Source organism: Kribbella jiaozuonensis, assembly GCF_005233875.1.
Taxonomy (GTDB): Bacteria; Actinomycetota; Actinomycetes; order Propionibacteriales; family Kribbellaceae; genus Kribbella; species Kribbella jiaozuonensis.
Genome location: NZ_SZPZ01000005.1, coordinates 1 through 19,779, shown reverse-complemented (window position 1 = coordinate 19,779; position 19,779 = coordinate 1). Strand labels below are relative to the sequence as shown.

Sequence of the window (19,779 nt, the reverse complement as noted above, 5' to 3'; positions counted from 1 at the left end):
CCTGGGCACTGTCACCGCAAACGCGTACCAAGTGCCGGCCACTCCGTTCACCGAGCAGGCGACCGCGGTCATGCCGGGTTCGGGGTTGCGGCAGACGATCACGGCGAGCGGGCACACCGAGCTCGGAGACCCGACAACAGCCGGCTTCCGCGGCATCGGCCCGACCACCTACCAGCCCGCGATCGGCACGGACGTCCCCGCGCAGGACGTCGTAGTCAACACCGGCGACTGCGCGTCGACCGGCGGCTGCGGCGATCGCGGCACGGTGACGATCGCGTTCTCCCAGCCCGTCCGCAACCCGGTCCTGCACCTCGGCGGCATCGGCGGCTCCGTCACCCGGACCGACAGCGGCAAGCCGATCGCGCAGTCCGAGCTGCACTCGATCCTGAAGCTGACCACCGCCGGCCTCAGTCTGACGAAGCTTGGGCAAGGCAACAACCTCACCGTCACCAGCGACACGATCACCGCCGCCAACCACGACGCCGGCCCGAACTGCGTCAACACCAAATCCCCGTCCGGTCTCGACACCTCCGCGACCGCCGCGTGCGGATCGGTCCGGGTGAACGGCGTTGTCAGCAAACTCTCCTTCGCGATCAGCGCACAATTCACGAAGCACCCGAAGCTCCCAGCCATCAACAACGCGTCCTCCGGCGACGCATTCTCGATCGTCGCGTCGATGCCCGAGGACTTCGGTGACGCGCCGACGTCGTACGGCGCAGCGTGGTCGGTGCTCAGCGACGTACAGCTGGGGAAGGACGTCACCGAGGACAACGCCGACGTCGCGAACGGCACCACCGGTCCGGCCACAGCGGATCAGGCCGACGACGGGGTCGTCTTCAAGCCGCTTCGCACCAACCAGACGACGTACGCCGCCGACCTGCAGCTCGCGGGTACGTCGAAGGCCGGACGCGCGTGCGCGTGGATCGACTTCAACGTCAACGGCACGTTCGAGCCGGGCGAGCGAGCCTGCGCCGCATTCGCCGCCCAGCAGACGACCGTCACGTTGCAGTGGTCCGAGATCGCTCCCAAGGCCGGAGCGTCGTACGCGCGGGTGCGGGTCGGCTACAGCGACGTACAGGTCGAGAAGTCGACCGGAGCCGCCGACTCGGGTGAGGTCGAGGACTACCCGTTCGCGATCACGCCACCGCCACCGCCGGTGCTGACCGACGACACCGCGACGACTGCGTTCAACACCGCGGTCATCGTCCCGGTGCTCGCCAACGACAAGCCCGGCGACCCCTCGGCCCCGCTGGCGCCCGCGACTCTCTGCCTCCTCGACGGCGGCAAATGCGTCGAGATGGTGAACGTGGTCGGCCAGGCGAAGTACGTCGCCAAACCCGACGGCACGATCCGTGTCGAGTCGGTGCCCGGGTTCGTTGGTCCGGCCAAGCCCGTCGCGTACCGCGTTGCCGACAGCAATGGCATCACCGCGACCGCCAAGCTCACCGTCACGGTCTCGCTGCCCGACCACCCTGTGGCCATGCCCGACACCGCGACCACTCCGCAGAACGTCAGCGTGTCCGTCAAGCCGTTGGCCAACGACCGCGCCGCGGCCGGTGTGCAACTTGACCCCACATCCGTCGTACTGCGCGATCCGGCCGACGCGACCTTCAAGAAGAAGGTGGTGATCGCCGGCGAGGGTGAGTACGTCGTGAAGCCCGACGGCGGCGTGGACTTCGTACCGCAGCCGCAGTTCACCGGCGTCGGTACGTCGATCGGCTACCGCGTCTCCGACACCACCCACCAGACCGCCGAGTCCACGCTCGCCGTAACGGTCACGCCGGTCACGCCGACAGCCAACGGCGACTCGATCTCGACCGCGTTCGACACGGACGTCGTCGTACCCGTGCTCGACAACGACCTCCCAGGCTCGCCGGACGCACCGCTCGTGCCGACCACGCTGCGGCTCGTCGACCCGGTCACCCGGCAGCTCGTCGACAAGGTGACGATCGCGCAGCAGGGCACGTATCTGGTTGCCGCCGGCGAGGTGAGCTTCCAGCCGGTGCACGGGTTCAAAGGCGTCGGTAAGCCGCTGACCTACCAGGTCCTCGACAAGAACGGTACGCCGGCACGCGCCGTACTCACCGTCTCCGTCGACGCACCCGGGCCGCCGGTCGCGAACCCGGACACGATCACCACACTGCAGGGTCGCTCGGTGGTCATTGCCGTCCTCGACAACGACAAGCCAGGTCCGACCGGTGCCGTACTGAAGCCGGAGAGCGTGCGGTTGCTGGCGCTGTCGGACGGTGATCCGTTGACGACTCTGGTGGTCGCCGGTCAGGGCAAGTACACCGTCAAGCCGGACGGCCAGGTGCTGTTCGAGCCGTTGCCGACGTTCAGTGGAACCGCGACTCCGATCCCTTATCAGGTTGCTGATAGCAACGACGCGATCGGGAAGTCGACGCTGACCGTGCGGGTGACAAGGGTGCAGCCCGACGCGTCCGACGACACCGCGAGTACGGCGTACGACACGAACGCGACCGTGCCGGTGCTGGCGAACGACGACGCGGGTGACCCGTCCGTGCCGCTGGTGCCGAGCAGCGTGCGGCTGATCGACCCGACGACGAAGGAGCCGACAGCAACGGTCGTGATCGTGGGCCAGGCGACTTACACGGCGACGCCGGAGGGCAAGGTCGTGGTCGATCCGATGCCGAAGTTCACCGGCGTCGCGACGCCGGTCACCTACCGCGTCTCGGACGTGAACGGTACGACGACCACGGCAACGCTGACCGTCACCGTCGCGAAGCCACCCGCGCCAACCGCCGCGCCCGACACCGCGACCGGCAAGCAGAACCTCCCGTTGCTGGTGAAGCCTTTGGTCAACGACACAGCTGGGCGTGGATCCGGACTCGATCCGCTCAGCCTCACGCTCGTGGATCCTGCGGACGGCTCGCTGAAGAAACTGGTGAAGATCCCGGGCCAGGCCGACTACCAGGTCAACCCGGACGGCACGGTGAGGGTCGATCCGCTGCCGGGGTTCACCGGTCCGGCGACCAAGGTGACGTACGGGATCTCGGACTGGTTCGGCCAGTCCGCGCGGTCGACGATCACAGTCACGATCACCCCGATCACTCCGGATGCCGCCGATGACACGGCACGGACGCCGTACGGGAAGACTGTCACGGTCAACGTGCTTGCGAACGACAAGCCCGGTGACCCGTCGGCGCCGCTGGTGCCGGGCAGTCTGCTCCTCGTCAACCCCGCCGATGGGTTGCCGACGGCATCGGTGCGGATCCCGAACGAGGGTGTGTACACGGCGGCCGGGGGATCGGTTCGGTTCGATCCGGCCGCGACCTTCCGCGGACCCGGTACACCGCTGACGTATCAGGTTGCCGACAGCAACGGGACCAGGACGACGGCTCGCCTGACGGTGACGGTCGGCAAGCCGCCGGTCGCGGTCGCCGACCATGCCTCGACTCTGCAGAACGTCACCGTGACGGTGAACGTGCTGTCGAACGACATCCCGGGTACGGATGCGAGCCTCGACCGCGGCTCGATCGGTCTGCTCGACGCGACCGAGTATGGCAAGAAGCTGACGGTCTCCAAGCAGGGCACGTACGCCGTGCTGCCGAGCGGGGCGATCGAGTTCGACCCGCTGCCGGCGTTCCAGGGCAAGGCGCTCCCGATCCGCTATCGGGTCGCGGACTCGGACGGCAACTACGCGGCGACCACGCTGAGCATGACCGTGACGCCGGTCCGGCCGGTGGCGGTCGGGGACTCGGCGATCACGCCGTACGGGCATGCGGTCACGGTGAACGTGCTGGTGAACGACAAGGCGGGTGATCCGTCCGCGCCGCTGGTCCCGTCGAGCCTGGTCGTGAAGGATGCGGCCGGGCATTACGGCAAGGCGATGACGCGGGCCGGCGAGGGGAGTTATCGCGTCGGCGACGGCGGAGCGGTGACGTTCACGCCGGTGAAGGGGTTCGAGGGCGTGACGACGCCGACGACGTACCGGATTGCCGACGGCAACGGGACGACCGCCGAAGGTCTGCTGGTGCTGACCGTCGGCAAGGGCCCGTCGGCGGTGGCGGATGTCGCGACCACCAAGCAGAACGTGAACGTCACCGTCGATCCGCTCGCGAACGACGAACCGGGGACGGGCGCGCAGCTCGATCGGACCAGCCTGCAGCTGTACGGCGGTTCGTGGACCGGCAAGGTTGCGATCCCGGGGCAGGGCGTGTTTACGGTCGCCAACGGGAAGATCGTCTTCGATCCCGAGCCGGCGTACCGCGGCACCGTCTCCGTCCCGTATCAGGTCACCGACACCACCGGGAACAGGGCGAGCGCGTCGGTCACCGTCACGGTCGCGCCGGTCACGCCGGTGATCGCGGACGATACGGCGACGACGCCGTATGAGACTCCGGTGACGGTCGACGTGCTCGCGAACGACAAGCCGGGTGATGCGAGCGCGCCGTTGGGCAACGTGCAGCTGGTTGATCCGTCGACCGGGGATCCGGTGGCGACGCTGGCCGTGCCGGGGGAGGGGACGTTCACGGTGCAGCCGACCGGGCCGATTCAGTTCGCGCCCGAAGACGGGTTCGCCGGGCTGACGGTTCCGGTCGGATACCAGGTTGCCGACCGCAACGGAACGTTCGGCTACGGCACGCTGACGATCACGGTGCAGGATCGTCCGGTGGCAATGCCGGACCTGGCGCGAACGAAGCAGCACGTCGTGGTGACGATCGACCCGCTCGAGAACGACAAGCCGGGTCCGGGAGCGAAGCTCGACCCCGACTCACTGCTCCTGGTCGGGCCGGACGGCGCGCTCGTCAACCAGCTGACGGTCCCCGCGCAGGGCACGTATGTCGTTGCCGCCGGCAAGATCGCGTTCAGCCCGCTGGCCGCATTCACGGGCACCGCGAGATCGACGGTGTACGACGTGAAGGACACGAACCAGAACTCCGCCCGCGCCACGATCACCGTCACAGTCGCGCCGGTGCGTCCGATCGTCGTCGACGACAACGCCGACACGGCCTTCGGCAAGCAGGTCGTGGTGCCGGTCCTCGACAACGACAAACCCGCCAACCCGTCCGCACCGCTCCGACCGGCCTCCGTCGTACTGCGCGACCCGGCCGACAGCAAGGAGAAGAAGTCCGTCACCGTCCCACACGAAGGCACCTACGCGGTCAACGCAGACGGCGCCGTCACCTACACACCCGCGAAGGACTTCGTCGGTACGACGCGATCGCTCGCCTACCGCGTCACCGACGCGAACGGCACCTCCGACACCGCTCTCCTCGATGTGACCGTCGCCGGACCACTGCTGATCAAGGCCGTGCCCGACACGGCAACCGGTACGCCGGGCAACCCGGTCGCGGTCAACCCGCTCCTCAACGACAGCGGCGCAATCAAGCCGAGCTCAGTCTGCCTCCGCACGACCGCAGGCACCTGCGCCAAACACGTCACCGACGGCGTAGGCACCTGGTCGGTCGCCGGCGATGGCACGGTCACCCTCAAACCAGCCGCCGCCTTCACCGGCTCCGCCAAGGCGACCTACCAAGTCGGCGAGTCCACCGCCCCGGTCAAGTTCACCGTCGGCGCCGAGCCCACCGAGAACCCCCGCACAAACACCAGCGCTGATCTCCCACCAACCGGCGGCCCACCCGCGATCGTGCTCACCCTCGGCACCCTGCTCGCAGCCCTCGGCGCCACCCTCCTGGCCCTGGCCCGAACCCGCCGCTAGAGGTTCTGCACCAGCATGATCTCGTCGCGGTAGTCGTCGGCCGCGAGGCGGATCGCGCGTGGCTGAGTGCCGACGATGCGATAGCCGAGGGGGACGTAGAACTTCTCCAGGCCGAGCCCGCCGCGGATCGTCAGCTGGAGTTGCTCGAGGCCGAGATCGACCGCCGATCCGCGCAACCCCTCCATCAGTACGCGGCCGGCACCGTTGCCCTGGTGCTCCGGGTGGACCATCACCCGCAGCACCGTGCGCCAGTGCTCCTGCAGCCAACTCCCACGACTCACCAGCAGGCCCATCCCGACGTACCGCTCGCCGTTGTGGAGCACGCCGAGCAGGTCCAGTCCGGCCGCCACCCGGCCGAGCGAGCCGTCGAGGTCCTCGGCGATCTGCTCGACCGGCGCGGGCGGCGTGTACCCGACCGCGCCGCCGGCGTTCGTCGCCGCGACCCAGGTGTCCAGCAGGTCCGCCCGCAACCCCGGGTCGAGCGCCTCGTCCGAGTCCTTCACCAGGTACTTCACCGCACCTCCATCTGCGACTGAGTTGCAGATAGTCTACGGCTCAGTGGATGTGCTCGAGCTTGTCCGGGTTCCGGATCAGGTACAGCTCGTTGATCAGGCCGTCCTCGGTCTTCAGGAACGCGACTGTGTCCGGCGAGTCCCCGTCGTACGCGATGTAGGCGATCTCGCCGTTCAGTGTCCCCATCCGGACCTCGAAGCCCGGGTTCTCCGCGATCACCGCGAACAGCCAGCGCGCGATCTTGTCCGCACCGTGGATCGGCCGCAGCGCCGCCTTCTTCTTCCCGCCGCCGTCGCTGATCAGTACGGCGTCCGGCGCGAGCAACGCGACCACCTGGTCGAAGTCGCCCGACCCGGCCGCCTGCATGAACCGCATCGTCACCTCGTCGTGGCGCGCCTTGTCGACGTGGTGCCTCGGCTGCCGCGCGGAGACGTGCTCGCGGGCCCGATGAGCGAGCTGCCGTACGGCGGTCTCGGACCGGCCGAGCGTGTCCGCGATCTCGTCGTACGGGAGATCGAACACCTCACGCAGTACGAACGTCGCACGCTCGAGCGGCGACAGAGTCTCGAGTACGACGAGCATCGCCATGCTGACAGAATCCGCCAGCTCGACCGCAGCCTCCGGGTCGTCGTCCGTCGCGAGGGGCTCGGGCAGCCAGGGGCCGACGTACTGCTCCCGCCGGGCCTTCTGTTCCCGCAACCGGTTGAGCGCCAACCGGGTGGTGATCCGGATCAGATAAGCCCGGGCGTCGCGCACCTCGTCGTGGTCGACCCCGGCCCACCGCAGCCACGCCTCCTGCACCACGTCCTCGGCGTCGCTCACGCTGCCGACGACCCGGTACGCCGCGCCGACCAGCACGGACCGATGCTCGGCGAACTCGCTTGCCAACTGTTCCTCGGTCATTTGACCGGCCTCAGTTCGCAGGTCTCCTTGAAGCCCTGGCTGGTCAGCCCGAGGGCGGCGTTCGTGCGGGAGCGGTAGTTCTCCAGCGAGATGACCGACGTGAGCTCGACCAGCTGCTCGTCGGTGAGGTCGGTGCGCAACCGCTCGACCTGGTCATCGGTGACCTCCGGCGGGGTCGCCGTCATCGCCTCGGCGTAGTCCATCACCGCGCGCTCCAGATCCGAGTAGACGTCGCTGTCCCGCCACCCTGGCACATCGCGCAGCTTGGCCGGGTCGACACCCTGGTGATGGAACTCCCAGTACCCGAAGTCCATGCACCAGCTGCACCCGATCCGCGCCGACGTCACCATCACCGCGAGCGCCTTCAGCTCCGGATCGAGCTTGTTCCACCGAGCCGCCGACCCCTCCAGCAGCAGCATCGACGTCAGCACCCGCCGGTTGTGCAGCGCCGCCTGCCCCGGCTCCAGCACCGTCCCGTACTTCCGCCGGCTGCCCCACTCGGCCAGCCGGACAAACCAGCCCCGCTGATGCTCCAACGCGATCCGCGCCATCTCACCCTCCAGAGTTCGTCGTCGACCACTGGACACGCGGCAGCACGCGCCGTGTGACATGACGCGCGTCACAGCACGTGGTTGGCTGGTGGTCTCAGGAGGCGGAACCGGTTGGATATTCATCCGGTTCGTGGCATACTCATTCATATGAGTGTGAAGGTGGCGGTGGCCGGTGCCAGCGGATACGCGGGAGGCGAGCTGCTCCGGTTGCTGAGCAGCCACCCCGAGGTGGAGATCGGCGCCCTGACCGCCGGCGGGAACGCCGGTACGGCGCTCGGCGTGCACCACCCGCACCTCGTGCCGCTGGCCGGGCGCATCCTGGTCGAGACCACGGCGGAGAATCTCGCCGGTCACGACGTGGTGTTCCTGGCCCTGCCGCACGGACAGTCCGCCGGAATCGCCGACCAGCTCGGCGAGGACGTCACCGTGATCGACTGCGGCGCGGACTTCCGGCTGACCGAGGCCGAGGCGTGGGTCGAGTTCTACGGCGGCGAGCACGCCGGCTCGTGGCCGTACGGACTCCCGGAGCTCCCCGGACAGCGGGACAAGCTCCGCGGGTCGAACCGGGTCGCCGTACCGGGTTGTTACCCCACTGTCTCCACGCTGGCCCTGCTTCCCGCCGTACAGCACGGGCTCGTCGACCCCACCCAGTTGGTCGTGGTCGCAGTCACCGGTACGTCGGGTGCGGGCAAGGCCCCGAAGGCGCATCTGCTCGGCGCCGAGGTGATGGGTTCCGCGTCGGCGTACGGCGTCGGCGGGGTGCACCGTCATACGCCGGAGATCGAGCAGAACCTCACGCCGTACGCCGATCAGCCGGTCAGCGTCTCGTTCACGCCGGTGCTGGTCCCGATGGCCCGCGGCATCCTCGCCACCTGCAGCGCGCCGATTGCCGACGGCACCGACCTCGCGAAGCTCCGGCAGGCGTACGAAGATGCCTACCGCAACGAGCCGTTCGTGCACGTGCTGCCCGAGGGGCAGTGGCCGCAGACGCAGGCCACCCTCGGCGCGAACACGGTGCAGTTGCAGGTAGCCCTCGACCAGCGCACCGGCCGCGCCGTCGTCGTGGCCGCGATGGACAACCTCACCAAGGGCACCGCCGGCGGAGCCGTGCAGTGCATGAACCTGGCCATCGGGCTCGACGAAGCCCTGGCCCTGCCTCTCGTAGGAGTCGCACCGTGACCGTTGCAGTTACCCCAGCCACCCAAGTCGATCGGAGCGCCGGTGTCACCGCGCCGGCCGGCTTCCGCGCGGCCGGGGTGATCGCCGGGATCAAACCAGCCGGTACGCCGGACCTCACCGTCGTCGTGAACGACGGCCCGTCGGACGTCGCGGCCGGCGTCTTCACCACGAACAAGGTGAAGGCCGCGCCGGTGCTCTGGTCCCAGCAGGTCCTGACCGCCGGCGCGTTGAAGGCCGTCGTACTGAACTCCGGCGGCGCGAACGCGTGCACGGGCCCGGAAGGCTTTCAGGACACGCACAAGTCCGCCGAGAAGCTGGCCGAGTTGCTCGATGTCGGCGCGGCGCAGATCGGCGTCTGCTCGACCGGCCTGATCGGCGAACGTCTCCCGATGGACCAGCTGATCCCGGGGATCGAGACCGCGGTCGGTGCCCTTGGTGCGACGACCGGCCACGACCTGTCCGCGGCGACCGCAGTGATGACGACCGACAACGTGCCGAAGCTGGGCGTGTTGCGGCACCCGGACGGCTGGAGCATCGGCGGGTTCGCGAAGGGCGCCGGGATGTGCGCGCCGAACATGGCGACGATGCTCAGCGTGATGACCACCGACGCCGTGCTCGACCAGCCGCACCTCGACCACGCGCTGCGGAACGCGGTCGCGAAGACGTTCAACCGGCTCGACGTCGACGGCGGTACGTCGACCAACGACACGGTGCTCCTGCTCAGCTCGGGTGCGTCCGGTGTGAATGTCACCCCCGAGGCCTTCGAGGCCGCGTTGACAGTGCTGGCTGCTGACCTGGTGAAGCAGTTGCAGGCCGACGCCGAGGGCGTCACCAAGCACGTCAGCATCACCGTGCAGGGCGCCGCGACCGAGGCCGAGGCGCTGGCCGCCGCCAAGATCGTTGCCGAGGACAACCTCTGCAAGACCGCGTTCTTCGCCTCCGACCCGAACTGGGGCCGGATCGCGATGGCGGTCGGCAACGCACCCACCGCGTTCGACCCGTCGCTGCTCGACATCACGCTGAACGGCGCGGCGATCTGCGTCGCCGGCGGCAAGGGCGTCGACCGCTCCGAGGCAGACCTCAGCGGCCTGGAGATCGACGTACTGATCGACCTGCACGCCGGTCCCGCCTCGGCGACCGTACTCACCACCGATCTTTCGCACGCCTACGTCGAAGAGAACTCGGCCTACTCCTCGTGAACAGTCATGCAGACGCGGTCGAGAAGGCCGCCGTACTGACCGAAGCCCTGCCCTGGCTCAAGGAGTTTCACGGTAAGACGGTCGTCGTGAAGTACGGCGGGAACGCCATGGTCGACGACAAGCTCAAGCAGGCCTTCGCGTCCGACATCGTCTTCCTCCGGTACGCCGGGGTGCGGGTCGTCGTCGTCCACGGCGGCGGGCCGCAGATCAGCGACATGCTCGGCCGGCTCGGGATCGACAGCGAGTTCCGCGGCGGGCTGCGGGTCACCACGCCGGAGGCGATGGATGTCGTCGGCATGGTCCTCGTCGGCAAGGTCGGCCGCGAGCTGGTCGGTCTGCTGAACGCGCACGGTCCGTTCGCGGTCGGCATGTCCGGTGAGGACGCAGGCCTGTTCACCGCGGAACGCCGTACGGCGCTCGTCGACGGGGAGCACGTCGACATCGGGCTGGTCGGCGACGTGGTCGAGGTACGGCCGGAGGCGGTGGTCGACCTGATCGACGCCGGCCGGATCCCGGTGGTGTCGACGATCGCGCCGGACGAGGACGGCCAGGCGCACAACGTCAACGCCGACACCGCGGCCGCCGCGCTCGCGGTCGCGCTCGGCGCCGAGAAGCTCGTCGTCCTGACCGATGTCGCCGGGCTCTACCGGAACTGGCCGGACAGCGACGAGATCATCACGCAGATCGACGCGGCCGAGCTGGCCGAGCTGCTGCCGTCGCTGGCGTCCGGAATGGTGCCGAAGATGGAAGCCTGCCTGCGCGCGGTCCAGTCGGGCGTGTCCCGGGCGACCGTGATCGACGGCCGCGTCCCGCATTCGCTGCTCCTCGAGATCTTCACCGACGCCGGAAGTGGAACCCAGGTGATCCCCTCATGACCGAACTCGTCACTGTCGACGGCTCCCAGGCCGCACTCACCGAGCGGTACTCCGGTGCGCTGATGAACACCTTCGGGGCGCCGAAGCGCGTGCTGGTGCGCGGCGAGGGCGCGTACCTGTGGGATGCCGACGGCAACAAGTACCTCGACCTGCTCGGCGGGCTCGCGGTGAACTGCCTCGGTCACGCGCACCCGTTCGTGGTGTCCGCGGTAACCTCGCAGCTCGCCACCCTCGGCCACGTCTCGAACTTCTTCGCCTCCGCGCCGCAGATCGCGCTGGCCGAGAAACTGCTCGGTCTCTTCGATGCCCCGGGCAAGGTGTTCTTCACCAACTCCGGCACCGAGGCGAACGAGGCGGCCTTCAAGATCACCCGGCGGACCGGCCGGACCAAGATCGTCTCGACGGTCGGTGCGTTCCACGGACGGTCGATGGGCGCGCTCGCGGTCACCTGGAAACCGGCGTACCGCGAAGCGTTCGCGCCGCTGCCCGGCGATGTGGAGTTCGTTCCGTACGGCGACGCCGAGGCGCTCGCCGCAGCCGTTGACGACCAGACGGCGGCCGTCGTCCTCGAGCCGATCCAGGGCGAGAACGGCGTCGTCGTACCGCCGGCCGGATACCTGCGGGCCGCTCGGAGCATCACCGCCGAGCACGGCGCGCTGCTGTGGATCGACGAGATCCAGACCGGGATCGGCCGGACCGGCACGTGGTTCGCGTTCGAGCCCGAGGGCATCACGCCGGACATCGTGACCGTGGCGAAGGGCCTCGGTGCGGGCATCCCGATCGGCGCGTGCATCGGTCTGGGCGCGGCGGCGGACCTGCTGCAGCCGGGCAACCACGGTACGACGTTCGGTGGCAACCCGGTCGCGTCGATCGCCGGCCTCGCCGTGCTGACCGTGATCGAGCGGGACGGGCTGCTCGCCCAGGTGAATGCCGTCGGCAACCACCTCGCGTCGTCGATCATCGCGCTCGACCACCCGATGATCGCGGGCGTCCGCGGGCGCGGGCTGCTGCTCGCGATCGAGCTGACCGCGCCGGTGTCGGACCAGGTGGCGGCGCTCGCGCTGGAGGCCGGGTTCGTGATCAACAATCCGATTCCGAACGCGTTGCGGCTGGCGCCGCCGTACATCCTGAGCAAGGCTGATGCGGACAATTTCGTCGCGGCCCTTCCGGGGTTGCTCGACAAGGTGGAGGCGTAGATGGTTCGGCACTTCCTTCGGGACGACGACCTGTCGCCGGTCGAGCAGGACGAAGTATTGACGCTGGCCGCGCAGTTGGCGGGGGATCGGCACGGGCACAAGCCGCTGAGCGGGCCGAAGACCGTCGCGGTGATCTTCGACAAGACGTCGACGCGGACCCGGATCTCGTTCGCGGTCGGGATCTCCGAGCTCGGCGGCGTACCGCTGATCATCGACGCGCAGACCTCGCAGCTGGGCCGTGGCGAACCGATCGCGGACACGGCCCGCGTGCTGGACCGGCAGGTCGAGGCGATCGTTTGGCGGACGTTCGGTCAGAGCCGGATCGAGGAGATGGCGGCTGCGTCGCGGGTCCCGGTGATCAACGCGTTGACCGATGAGTTCCACCCGTGCCAGATCCTGGCCGACCTGCAGACCGTGCGCCAGCACAAGGGCGCGACCGCCGGGCTGAAGCTGGTTTACCTCGGCGACGGCGCCAACAACATGTCGCACTCGTACCTGCTAGGTGGCGCGACCGCCGGCATGCACGTCGTCGTCGGATCGCCGACGGAGTACCAGCCGGATCCTGCGATCCTGGCGCGCGCCGCCGAGATCGCCGCGTCGACCGGGGGATCGGTGGCCTGGACGGCGGACGCGATCGCGGCGGCCGACGGAGCGGATGTGCTTGCCACCGACACCTGGGTGTCGATGGGGCAGGAGGCCGAGGCGGCTTCGCGTGAGGCGCCGTTCGTGCCGTACGCCGTGACCGAGCAGCTGCTGTCCAAGGCGAAGCCGGACGCGATCGTGCTGCACTGCCTGCCCGCGTACCGTGGCAAGGAGATCGACGCGGCTGTGATCGACGGCCCGCAGTCGGTCGTCTGGGACGAGGCCGAGAACCGGCTGCACGCGCAGAAGGCGCTGCTGTCGTGGCTGTTGGCAAGGAGTTTCGGGGAATGAGTATCGCCGTACCGACGACCAAGACCGCGCGTCAGCAACGGATCGTCGACCTGCTCGGGCGGCAGCCGGTGCGGTCGCAGACCGAGCTGGCTGACCTGCTCGCTGCGTCCGGCCTGGTTGTCGGGCAGGCGACGCTGTCGCGCGACCTGGTCGAGATCGGTGCGGTGAAGGTCCGCGACTCGTCCGGCCAGCTCGTGTACGCCGTACCGGGTGAAGGCGGTGACCGTACGCCGCGAGCCGGCGAGGCAGCTGCTTTCGAGGCACGTCTGGCCAGAGTGGCGTCCGAGCTGCTGGTGTCGGCGGAGGGCAGCGCCAACCTGGTGATCCTGCGAACCCCGCCGGGTGCGGCCCAGTACTTCGCGTCGGCGATCGACCACGTGGGACTGGACGACGTACTCGGCACCATCGCCGGCGACGACACCGTGATGGTCGTGTCCCGTAACCCGGTCGGCGGCGAGGCCCTCGCCGCCCGCTTCCTGTCCCTGGCCGCACGTGAACCGAAGTAAGGAATTGTTGTGAGTACTGCTGGACTGTGGGGCGGCCGGTTTGCGGGCGGCCCGGCGGATGCGTTGGCGGCGTTGAGCAAGTCGACGGATTTCGACTGGCGGCTGGCGCCGTACGATATCGCCGGTTCGAAGGCGCACGCGAAGGTGTTGCACCGCGCGGGTCTGCTGACCGACGAGGATCTGACGGCGATGCTGGCAGGCCTCGACGGGTTGCTCGAGGACGTTTTGTCGGGGAAGTTCCTGCCGGCTGAAGCTGACGAGGACGTGCACACCGCGCTGGAGAACGGCCTGCTCGACAGGCTCGGTGCCGAGCTGGGCGGTCGGCTGCGGGCCGGGCGTTCGCGGAACGACCAGGTCGCGACGCTGTTCAAGAGCTACTTGCGTGAGCACGCCCGGATCATCGCCCGGCTCGTGCTGGAGCAGGTGAACGCGCTGGCGGATCAGGCTGCGCAGCACCTCGGCGTTGCCATGCCGGGGCGGACGCATCTGCAGCACGCGCAGCCGGTGTTGCTGTCCCACCATCTGCTCGCGCACGCTTGGCCGCTGATCCGGGACCTTGATCGGCTCGCCGACTGGGACGCGCGGGTCGCGGCGGATTCGCCGTACGGCTCGGGTGCACTGGCCGGTAGCTCGCTGGGGCTGGACCCGGTGTTCGTCGCTCATGAGCTGGGCTTCACGAACTCGTCGGCGAACTCGATCGACGGGACCTCGTCGCGGGACTTCGTGGCAGAGTTCGCGTTCATCACCGCGCAGATCGGCGTCGACCTGTCCCGGCAGGCCGAGGAGGTGATCATCTGGGCGACGAAGGAGTTCGGTTTCGTCGAGCTGGACGACGCGTTCTCGACCGGGTCGAGCATCATGCCGCAGAAGAAGAACCCGGACATCGCCGAGCTCGCCCGCGGCAAGGCGGGCCGGCTGATCGGGAACCTGAGCGGCCTGCTGGCGACACTCAAGGCGCAGCCGCTCGCGTACAACCGGGACCTGCAGGAGGACAAGGAGCCGGTCTTCGACTCCATCGACACCCTCGAGGTCCTGCTGCCCGCGTTCACCGGGATGATCCGGACGCTGCGCTTCAACACCGCCCGCCTGGAAGAGCTCGCACCCCAGGGCTTCTCGCTGGCAACCGACATCGCCGAGTGGCTGGTCCGCCAGAAGGTCCCGTTCCGGGTAGCCCACGAGTTGGCCGGCGCCTGCGTCCAGGCCTGCGAGAAGCGCGGCATCGAGCTGTGGGACCTGTCCGACGACGACCTCGCCGCGATCTCACCCCACCTCACCCCAGAGGTCCGCTCCGTCCTCACCGTCCAGGGCTCCCTCGCCTCCCGCAACACCCGAGGCGGCACGGCCCAACCCCAGGTCGAGGCCCAGCTGACCGAACTCCGCACCCGCGCGGGAGAGCACAGCACGCGTCTCGCTTAGGGTGCTGCGCATGCGCCGTTCTCTTCTTGCTGGTCCTGTGCTGGAAGTGGCGCCTCAGCTGCTCGGCATGCTGGTGAGCAGCACCACCGACGAGGGCACCGTCGTCGTACGCCTCACCGAGGTCGAGGCGTACGACGGCCCGAACGACCCGGGCTCGCACGCCTACCGCGGCGAAACGCCCCGGAACGCGATCATGTTCGGCCCGCCCGGCTTCCTGTACGTGTACTTCACGTACGGCATGCACTTCTGCATGAACGTCGTCGTCGGGCCGCCCGGCAAACCATCGGCCGTCCTGCTCCGCGCCGGCGAGATCATCGAAGGCGTCGAACTCGCTCGCGCCCGGCGCGGCCAACCAGCCGTCGAGAAGGTCGCCTTCAATCAGGTCAGGCAAGGTCCCGTGGTGAAACGACCGAAGGTCAACCCCGACCGGGACCTCGCCCGCGGCCCGGCCCGCCTGTGTGTTGCCCTCGGCATCAGAGGCGTAGGCAACGGCACGGACCTGTTCGCCAAGGACTCACCGATCCGGCTCTTGTCGGGCCCCGGCTTCGACGGCGAACCATCCACCGGTCCGCGCGTAGGGCTTCGTGAGGCGGCCGACCGTGCGTGGCGTTTCTGGATCCCGGGCGACCCGACGGTCTCGCCGTACCGCCCGCATGTCCCGAAGCGCCGCGCCTAACGCTTGGCCAACTCCAGCACGTAGTCGAGCTGCGGAAGCCCGTGCTCCACTTCCGGATCCGGGAACAGCCCGATGTGATGCACGCCGGCGGCCTCCAGCGCATCGATATGCGCAGCCGCGTCCTCGAGCGTCCCGATCGCGCCGATCTCCGTCCACCAGTCGGTCGGCATCCCCACGAGTCCCTCGACCCCGGAGTCGTCGAACAACTTCTTCATCTCGTCGAAGAACGGCAGCGCAGTCACCCCCGGGTGGTTGTCGCCGATCCGCCACCCCAGCCACGGCGCGGTCCACTCGTACGCCGTCTTGCGGTCGTCCCGCACGCACATCGCGGCGAACACCGCGACCACGAACCCATCCGGCGATCCGGCGTACTCCACCGACTGACGCACGTACGCCGGAGTGGCCGGCTCCGCGAGCACGACACCGCCCGCGACCCGACCAGCGAGCGCCATCGACTTCGGACCCATCACGCCGAGCAGGATCGGCGGCGGGGTGACCGGCGGTGCGTCGAGCTTCACGTCCTTCAGGTACACCGTCTTGCCCTCGAAGCTGACCTCCTCGCCGGCGAGCAACCGGGTGACCGTCGTGGTGACTTCCTCGAGAGTTGTCAGCGGCGACTTCGGCCGGACACCCATCTGCTCCATCCACGACTGCACGCCGTGACCGATGCCCGGCAGGAACCGCCCGGGCCCGAGCGCGTCCAGCGTCGCGAACTCCATCGCTGTGATCGCCGCCGTACGCGCGACCGCGGGCGCGATGCCGAGACCGACCGTCAGCCGCTCGGTCGACGTCAGTGCAGCCGACACCAACGACGGCCCGGCCGTGAAGAAGCAGTCCTCGATGATCCACAGCTCGTCCGCGCCACCGCGGTCGAGCCGCCGCGCCACATCGGTGACGAGGGCGGCGGGGAAGGTACGCGGGAAGCACATTCCGACACTGGTCATGAGGAGACGGTAGGAGACGCCGCCGACAGTTCGTGAAGTGCGGGTCAAAGCTTGTCGCCGCGCGCGAGTGAGGACGACTAGGGGACCGTGCTCCGGGTAGGTTTCTGGTATGGCCCGTCCGCACTACGCGTCCCGTCTCGAGGACTGGTTCAACGTGGGAGTGCAGGCTGTGTTGCGGCGGCGCGGCTGGCAGGAGCGGATCATCCCGCAGGTCGGTTACGGCAATACGGAGTTCGTCCGGGTGCTGGCCCGCGTCGTACTCGGCCGGGACCCGATCAACCAGCCGCGGTACGAAGAGGATCAGGTGGTGCGCGGCTGGCGGGTCTTCGTCACGGCGCCGGCCACCAAGGTGCTGGTGTCGGTCACCGTCAACGGGCGGACCTACGACGCCGTCACCGACCGCGGCGGGTTCATCGACCTGACCGTTCCGGAGGTGCTGCCGGCGGGGTGGCACGAGATCATGCTCGGCGTCCACGGCGAACGGCAGGCCCGGGCGCGCATCTACGTACCGGATCCGGACGCGACGTTCGGACTGGTCAGCGACATCGACGACACGGTCATCCTGACGATGCTGCCGCGTCCGTTCATCGCGGCCTGGAACACGTTCGTCCGCGACGAGCAGGCGCGCCGCGTCGTACCAGGAATGGCAGGGCTGTACGACGAGCTGCTGGCGGACCACCCTGGTGCGCCGATGTTCTACCTGTCCACGGGAGCGTGGAACACCGCGCCGACGCTGACCCGCTTCTTCGCGCGGCACGGGTACCCGCCGGGACCGTTGTTGATGACGGACTGGGGGCCGACGAACACGGGCTGGTTCCGCAGCGGCCAGGAGCACAAGCGGACCGCACTGCGCCGGCTGGCGCGCGAGTTCCCCAATGTGCGCTGGGTGCTGATCGGTGACGACGGCCAGCACGACCCCCAGCTGTACGGCGACTTCGCGCAGTCGCACCCGGATCACGTGCTGGCCATCGGCATCCGCCAGCTGACCCCGGCCGAGCAGGTCCTGTCCCACGGTCTGCCCGTACCGAACCCGGACCCGGGCGCTCACGACCCACAACGCCCGACCGCGGTCACCGTGCAGGGGCCGGACGGACATGCGCTCCGTCCGCAGCTCCGCGCCGTACTGACACGTCCGGAACCCACCTGAGCGCTGTCCGGTCGGCGTACAGGACACTAGGGGTGACCGACGTACTCGAGGAGAGACCAAGTGACCGAACGCCGCACCCAGGTACTGGATGACCTGGAGAGCCGTGGCCTGATTGCCCACTCCACCGACCCGGATGCCCTTCGGGCCTCGATGGCGGAGGGACCGATCACCTCTTATGTCGGCTTCGACCCCACCGCGCCCAGCCTGCACATGGGGAACCTGCTGCAGCTGCTGACGCTGCGGCGACTCCAGCTGGCCGGCCACAACCCGATCGGGCTCGTCGGCGGCGCCACCGGGTTGATCGGAGACCCCAAGGAGTCGTCGGAGCGGGTGCTGAACCCGAAGGACGTCGTCCAGCAATGGGTCGAGAAGGTCCGCGCCCAGGTGGAGAAGTTCATCGACTTCGACGAGTCGCTGCCGAACCCGGCCCGGATCGTCAACAACTACGACTGGACCAAGGACCTCAACACCCTCGACTTCCTGAGGGACATCGGGAAGCACTTCCCGGTGAACCGGATGCTCGGCCGCGAAGTGGTGAAGGCGCGGCTGGAGCAGGGGATCAGTTACACGGAGTTCAGCTACGTGCTGCTGCAGTCGCTGGACTACCTGGAGCTCTACCGCCGGTACAACTGCACTCTGCAGACCGGCGGCAGCGACCAGTGGGGGAACCTGACCGCCGGCGTGGAGCTGATCCGCCGTAGCGATGGCGGGAGGGCGCATGCGCTGGCCACCCCGCTGGTGACCAAGGCGGACGGCACCAAGTTCGGGAAGACCGAGTCGGGCTCAGTCTGGCTGGACCGGGAGCTGACGTCGCCGTACGCCTTCTACCAGTTCTGGTTCAACAGCGACGACCGAGACGTCATGCAGCTGGTGCGGTATTACACCTTCCGTACGGCGGAGGAGATCGCCGCCCTCGAGCAGGCGACCGCGGAACGTCCACAGGCTCGCGAAGCGCAACGTGTCCTCGCGGAGGACGTGACCACGCTGGTGCATGGCGCTGAGGAGACCCGGCGTGTGCAGGAGGCTTCGAAGGCGCTGTTCGGCCAGGGGGAGTTGGCGTCGCTGGATGGCTCCACGCTGGTCGCGGCGCTGCGAGAAGCACCCCACGTGGAGCTGGGTGCCGGCGAACCAATGCCAACGTACGGCGACCTCCTGGTGAAGTCCGGACTGGTCGCTAGCAAGTCGGCTGCACGGCGAACGGTGGCTGAGGGCGGCGGGTACCTGAACAACGAGAAGGTGAAGGACGCGGAGTACGTGCCTGGCACGGACGACCTGCTGCCCGGCGGCGTGCTCGTGCTGCGGCGCGGGAAGCGTTCATTTGCAGGGGTTCTGGCGTCACCGGTGCAGGGCTGAGGGCTGCGGGGTGGGGGTGGGCTCCACTCCCACACTCGGGTTGCCGAAGGCAAATTACAGGCCTGTGATTCAGCACACCGGGAACCGATTTGACCGGCTACCTGCGAGCCACGTAATGTTCTTCTTGTTGGAGCGAGGCGCGGGACGCGAAAGCGGCCGGTCGCTCCGAACCCCCCAAGGCTAGCTGAGCCGAACCGGGTTGTCTGATCCGGGGCGGTAGCTTGGATGCGGGTGGATGGTCAGAAAATCGGGTCTTGACTCGGTGAATCTGATCCGGTAAGGTAGCGCAGGTTGCCCCGGAAGCCTGGCCGAAAGGTCATGCTGCGGTGTGCGTCCGATTCTTGAGAACTCAACAGCGTGCCGAAAGTCAATGCCGAAAGATGCATTAACCCCGTTCACAGGCATTGAACAATCTTCCTGGACCCTGGGTCTTTTGATCTTGGGTTGGGGTTTGTTGTTGTCTGTGACGGATTCCTTTGAAATTAATACGGATGACAAGCCAGTTATTGGTTTTGTTTCTGATTCAAAGGATCGCTCAAATGTTGTCGACTCACCGGTTTCGACTGGTTTGTCATATTTTTCAACGGAGAGTTTGATCCTGGCTCAGGACGAACGCTGGCGGCGTGCTTAACACATGCAAGTCGAGCGGTAAGGCCCCTTCGGGGGTACACGAGCGGCGAACGGGTGAGTAACACGTGAGCAACC

The 19,779-nt window shown here is 68.3% G+C and carries 15 protein-coding genes and 1 rRNA gene; 12 read left to right on the top strand and 4 right to left on the bottom strand.

Features of this window, described 5'->3' with window-relative positions:
- Positions 1 to 31 precede the first annotated feature (31 nt).
- Positions 32 to 5,683 (top strand): Ig-like domain-containing protein, encoded by a 5,652-nt coding sequence (locus FDA38_RS32095; RefSeq protein WP_233715052.1) that lies wholly within the window; start codon positions 32 to 34, stop codon positions 5,681 to 5,683.
- On the opposite strand, the gene FDA38_RS32090 is transcribed toward FDA38_RS32095, so the two are convergent.
- The 3 genes from FDA38_RS32090 to FDA38_RS32080 are packed head-to-tail and all read right to left on the bottom strand — an operon-like array spanning position 5,680 to position 7,650.
- Complete coding sequence (locus FDA38_RS32090) at positions 5,680 to 6,198, bottom strand: GNAT family N-acetyltransferase (RefSeq protein WP_137257940.1); 519 nt, start codon at positions 6,196 to 6,198, stop codon at positions 5,680 to 5,682. The genes FDA38_RS32095 and FDA38_RS32090 overlap by 4 nt on opposite strands.
- Before the next feature lie 40 nt (positions 6,199 to 6,238).
- A complete protein-coding gene (locus FDA38_RS32085) occupies positions 6,239 to 7,099 on the bottom strand; it encodes an RNA polymerase sigma-70 factor (protein WP_137257939.1) in 861 nt (286 codons plus the stop codon).
- A complete protein-coding gene (locus FDA38_RS32080; RefSeq protein ID WP_137257938.1) occupies positions 7,096 to 7,650 on the bottom strand; it encodes a carboxymuconolactone decarboxylase family protein in 555 nt (184 codons plus the stop codon). The genes FDA38_RS32085 and FDA38_RS32080 overlap by 4 nt, the downstream gene beginning before the upstream one ends.
- Before the next feature lie 147 nt (positions 7,651 to 7,797).
- Between FDA38_RS32080 and argC the strand changes: the two genes are divergently transcribed.
- The 8 genes from argC to FDA38_RS32040 are packed head-to-tail and all read left to right on the top strand — an operon-like array spanning position 7,798 to position 15,630.
- Entirely contained in the window at positions 7,798 to 8,829 is a 1,032-nt protein-coding gene (argC, locus tag FDA38_RS32075) for an N-acetyl-gamma-glutamyl-phosphate reductase (protein WP_137257937.1), read from the top strand.
- A complete protein-coding gene (argJ, locus tag FDA38_RS32070) occupies positions 8,826 to 10,028 on the top strand; it encodes a bifunctional glutamate N-acetyltransferase/amino-acid acetyltransferase ArgJ (protein ID WP_137257936.1) in 1,203 nt (400 codons plus the stop codon). Before argC ends, argJ begins: the two co-directional genes overlap by 4 nt.
- Entirely contained in the window at positions 10,025 to 10,903 is an 879-nt protein-coding gene (gene argB, locus FDA38_RS32065; protein WP_134109219.1) for an acetylglutamate kinase, read from the top strand. Before argJ ends, argB begins: the two co-directional genes overlap by 4 nt.
- Positions 10,900 to 12,099: an acetylornithine transaminase gene (locus FDA38_RS32060; protein WP_137257935.1), complete on the top strand. Its 1,200-nt coding sequence runs from the start codon at positions 10,900 to 10,902 to the stop codon at positions 12,097 to 12,099. The genes argB and FDA38_RS32060 overlap by 4 nt, the downstream gene beginning before the upstream one ends.
- Positions 12,100 to 13,032 (top strand): ornithine carbamoyltransferase, encoded by a 933-nt coding sequence (gene argF, locus FDA38_RS32055; RefSeq protein WP_137257934.1) that lies wholly within the window; start codon positions 12,100 to 12,102, stop codon positions 13,030 to 13,032. It begins immediately after the preceding gene.
- Positions 13,029 to 13,538, top strand: coding sequence for an arginine repressor (locus tag FDA38_RS32050; protein WP_137257933.1), 510 nt, complete (start codon positions 13,029 to 13,031; stop codon positions 13,536 to 13,538). Before argF ends, FDA38_RS32050 begins: the two co-directional genes overlap by 4 nt.
- 3 nt (positions 13,539 to 13,541) lie before the next feature.
- Entirely contained in the window at positions 13,542 to 14,954 is a 1,413-nt protein-coding gene (gene argH / locus FDA38_RS32045) for an argininosuccinate lyase (protein ID WP_202877984.1), read from the top strand.
- Positions 14,955 to 14,964: 10 nt separating this feature from the next.
- Positions 14,965 to 15,630 (top strand): DNA-3-methyladenine glycosylase, encoded by a 666-nt coding sequence (locus tag FDA38_RS32040; RefSeq protein WP_137257931.1) that lies wholly within the window; start codon positions 14,965 to 14,967, stop codon positions 15,628 to 15,630.
- On the opposite strand, the gene FDA38_RS32035 is transcribed toward FDA38_RS32040, so the two are convergent.
- Positions 15,627 to 16,574, bottom strand: a complete 948-nt coding sequence (locus tag FDA38_RS32035) for an LLM class flavin-dependent oxidoreductase (RefSeq protein WP_233715051.1) — start codon at positions 16,572 to 16,574, stop codon at positions 15,627 to 15,629. The genes FDA38_RS32040 and FDA38_RS32035 overlap by 4 nt on opposite strands.
- 109 nt (positions 16,575 to 16,683) lie before the next feature.
- On the opposite strand from FDA38_RS32035, the gene FDA38_RS32030 reads away from it, so the two are divergent.
- The 3 genes from FDA38_RS32030 to FDA38_RS32020 form a co-directional block, all read left to right on the top strand.
- The gene (locus FDA38_RS32030; protein WP_137257930.1) at positions 16,684 to 17,721 is read left to right on the top strand and encodes an App1 family protein; all 1,038 of its coding nucleotides are present in this window, start codon (positions 16,684 to 16,686) and stop codon (positions 17,719 to 17,721) included.
- A gap of 60 nt (positions 17,722 to 17,781) precedes the next feature.
- Positions 17,782 to 19,074 (top strand): tyrosine--tRNA ligase, encoded by a 1,293-nt coding sequence (tyrS, locus tag FDA38_RS32025; protein WP_137257929.1) that lies wholly within the window; start codon positions 17,782 to 17,784, stop codon positions 19,072 to 19,074.
- Between the two features lie 580 nt (positions 19,075 to 19,654).
- A 16S ribosomal RNA gene (locus FDA38_RS32020) occupies positions 19,655 to 19,779 on the top strand; the annotation flags it as partial.

What these genes read in the sequence shown, in the direction of transcription:
- FDA38_RS32040 (WP_137257931.1), top strand. Translation starts at nt 14,965, where the DNA reads ATGCGCCGTTCTCTTCTTGCTGGTCCTGTGCTGGAAGTGGCGCCTCAG.
- FDA38_RS32080 (WP_137257938.1), bottom strand. Translation starts at nt 7,650, where the DNA reads ATGGCGCGGATCGCGTTGGAGCATCAGCGGGGCTGGTTTGTCCGGCTG.
- argC (WP_137257937.1), top strand. Translation starts at nt 7,798, where the DNA reads ATGAGTGTGAAGGTGGCGGTGGCCGGTGCCAGCGGATACGCGGGAGGC.
- FDA38_RS32060 (WP_137257935.1), top strand. Translation starts at nt 10,900, where the DNA reads ATGACCGAACTCGTCACTGTCGACGGCTCCCAGGCCGCACTCACCGAG.
- FDA38_RS32035 (WP_233715051.1), bottom strand. Translation starts at nt 16,574, where the DNA reads ATGACCAGTGTCGGAATGTGCTTCCCGCGTACCTTCCCCGCCGCCCTC.
- FDA38_RS32085 (WP_137257939.1), bottom strand. Translation starts at nt 7,099, where the DNA reads ATGACCGAGGAACAGTTGGCAAGCGAGTTCGCCGAGCATCGGTCCGTG.
- FDA38_RS32030 (WP_137257930.1), top strand. Translation starts at nt 16,684, where the DNA reads ATGGCCCGTCCGCACTACGCGTCCCGTCTCGAGGACTGGTTCAACGTG.
- argF (WP_137257934.1), top strand. Translation starts at nt 12,100, where the DNA reads ATGGTTCGGCACTTCCTTCGGGACGACGACCTGTCGCCGGTCGAGCAG.
- FDA38_RS32050 (WP_137257933.1), top strand. Translation starts at nt 13,029, where the DNA reads ATGAGTATCGCCGTACCGACGACCAAGACCGCGCGTCAGCAACGGATC.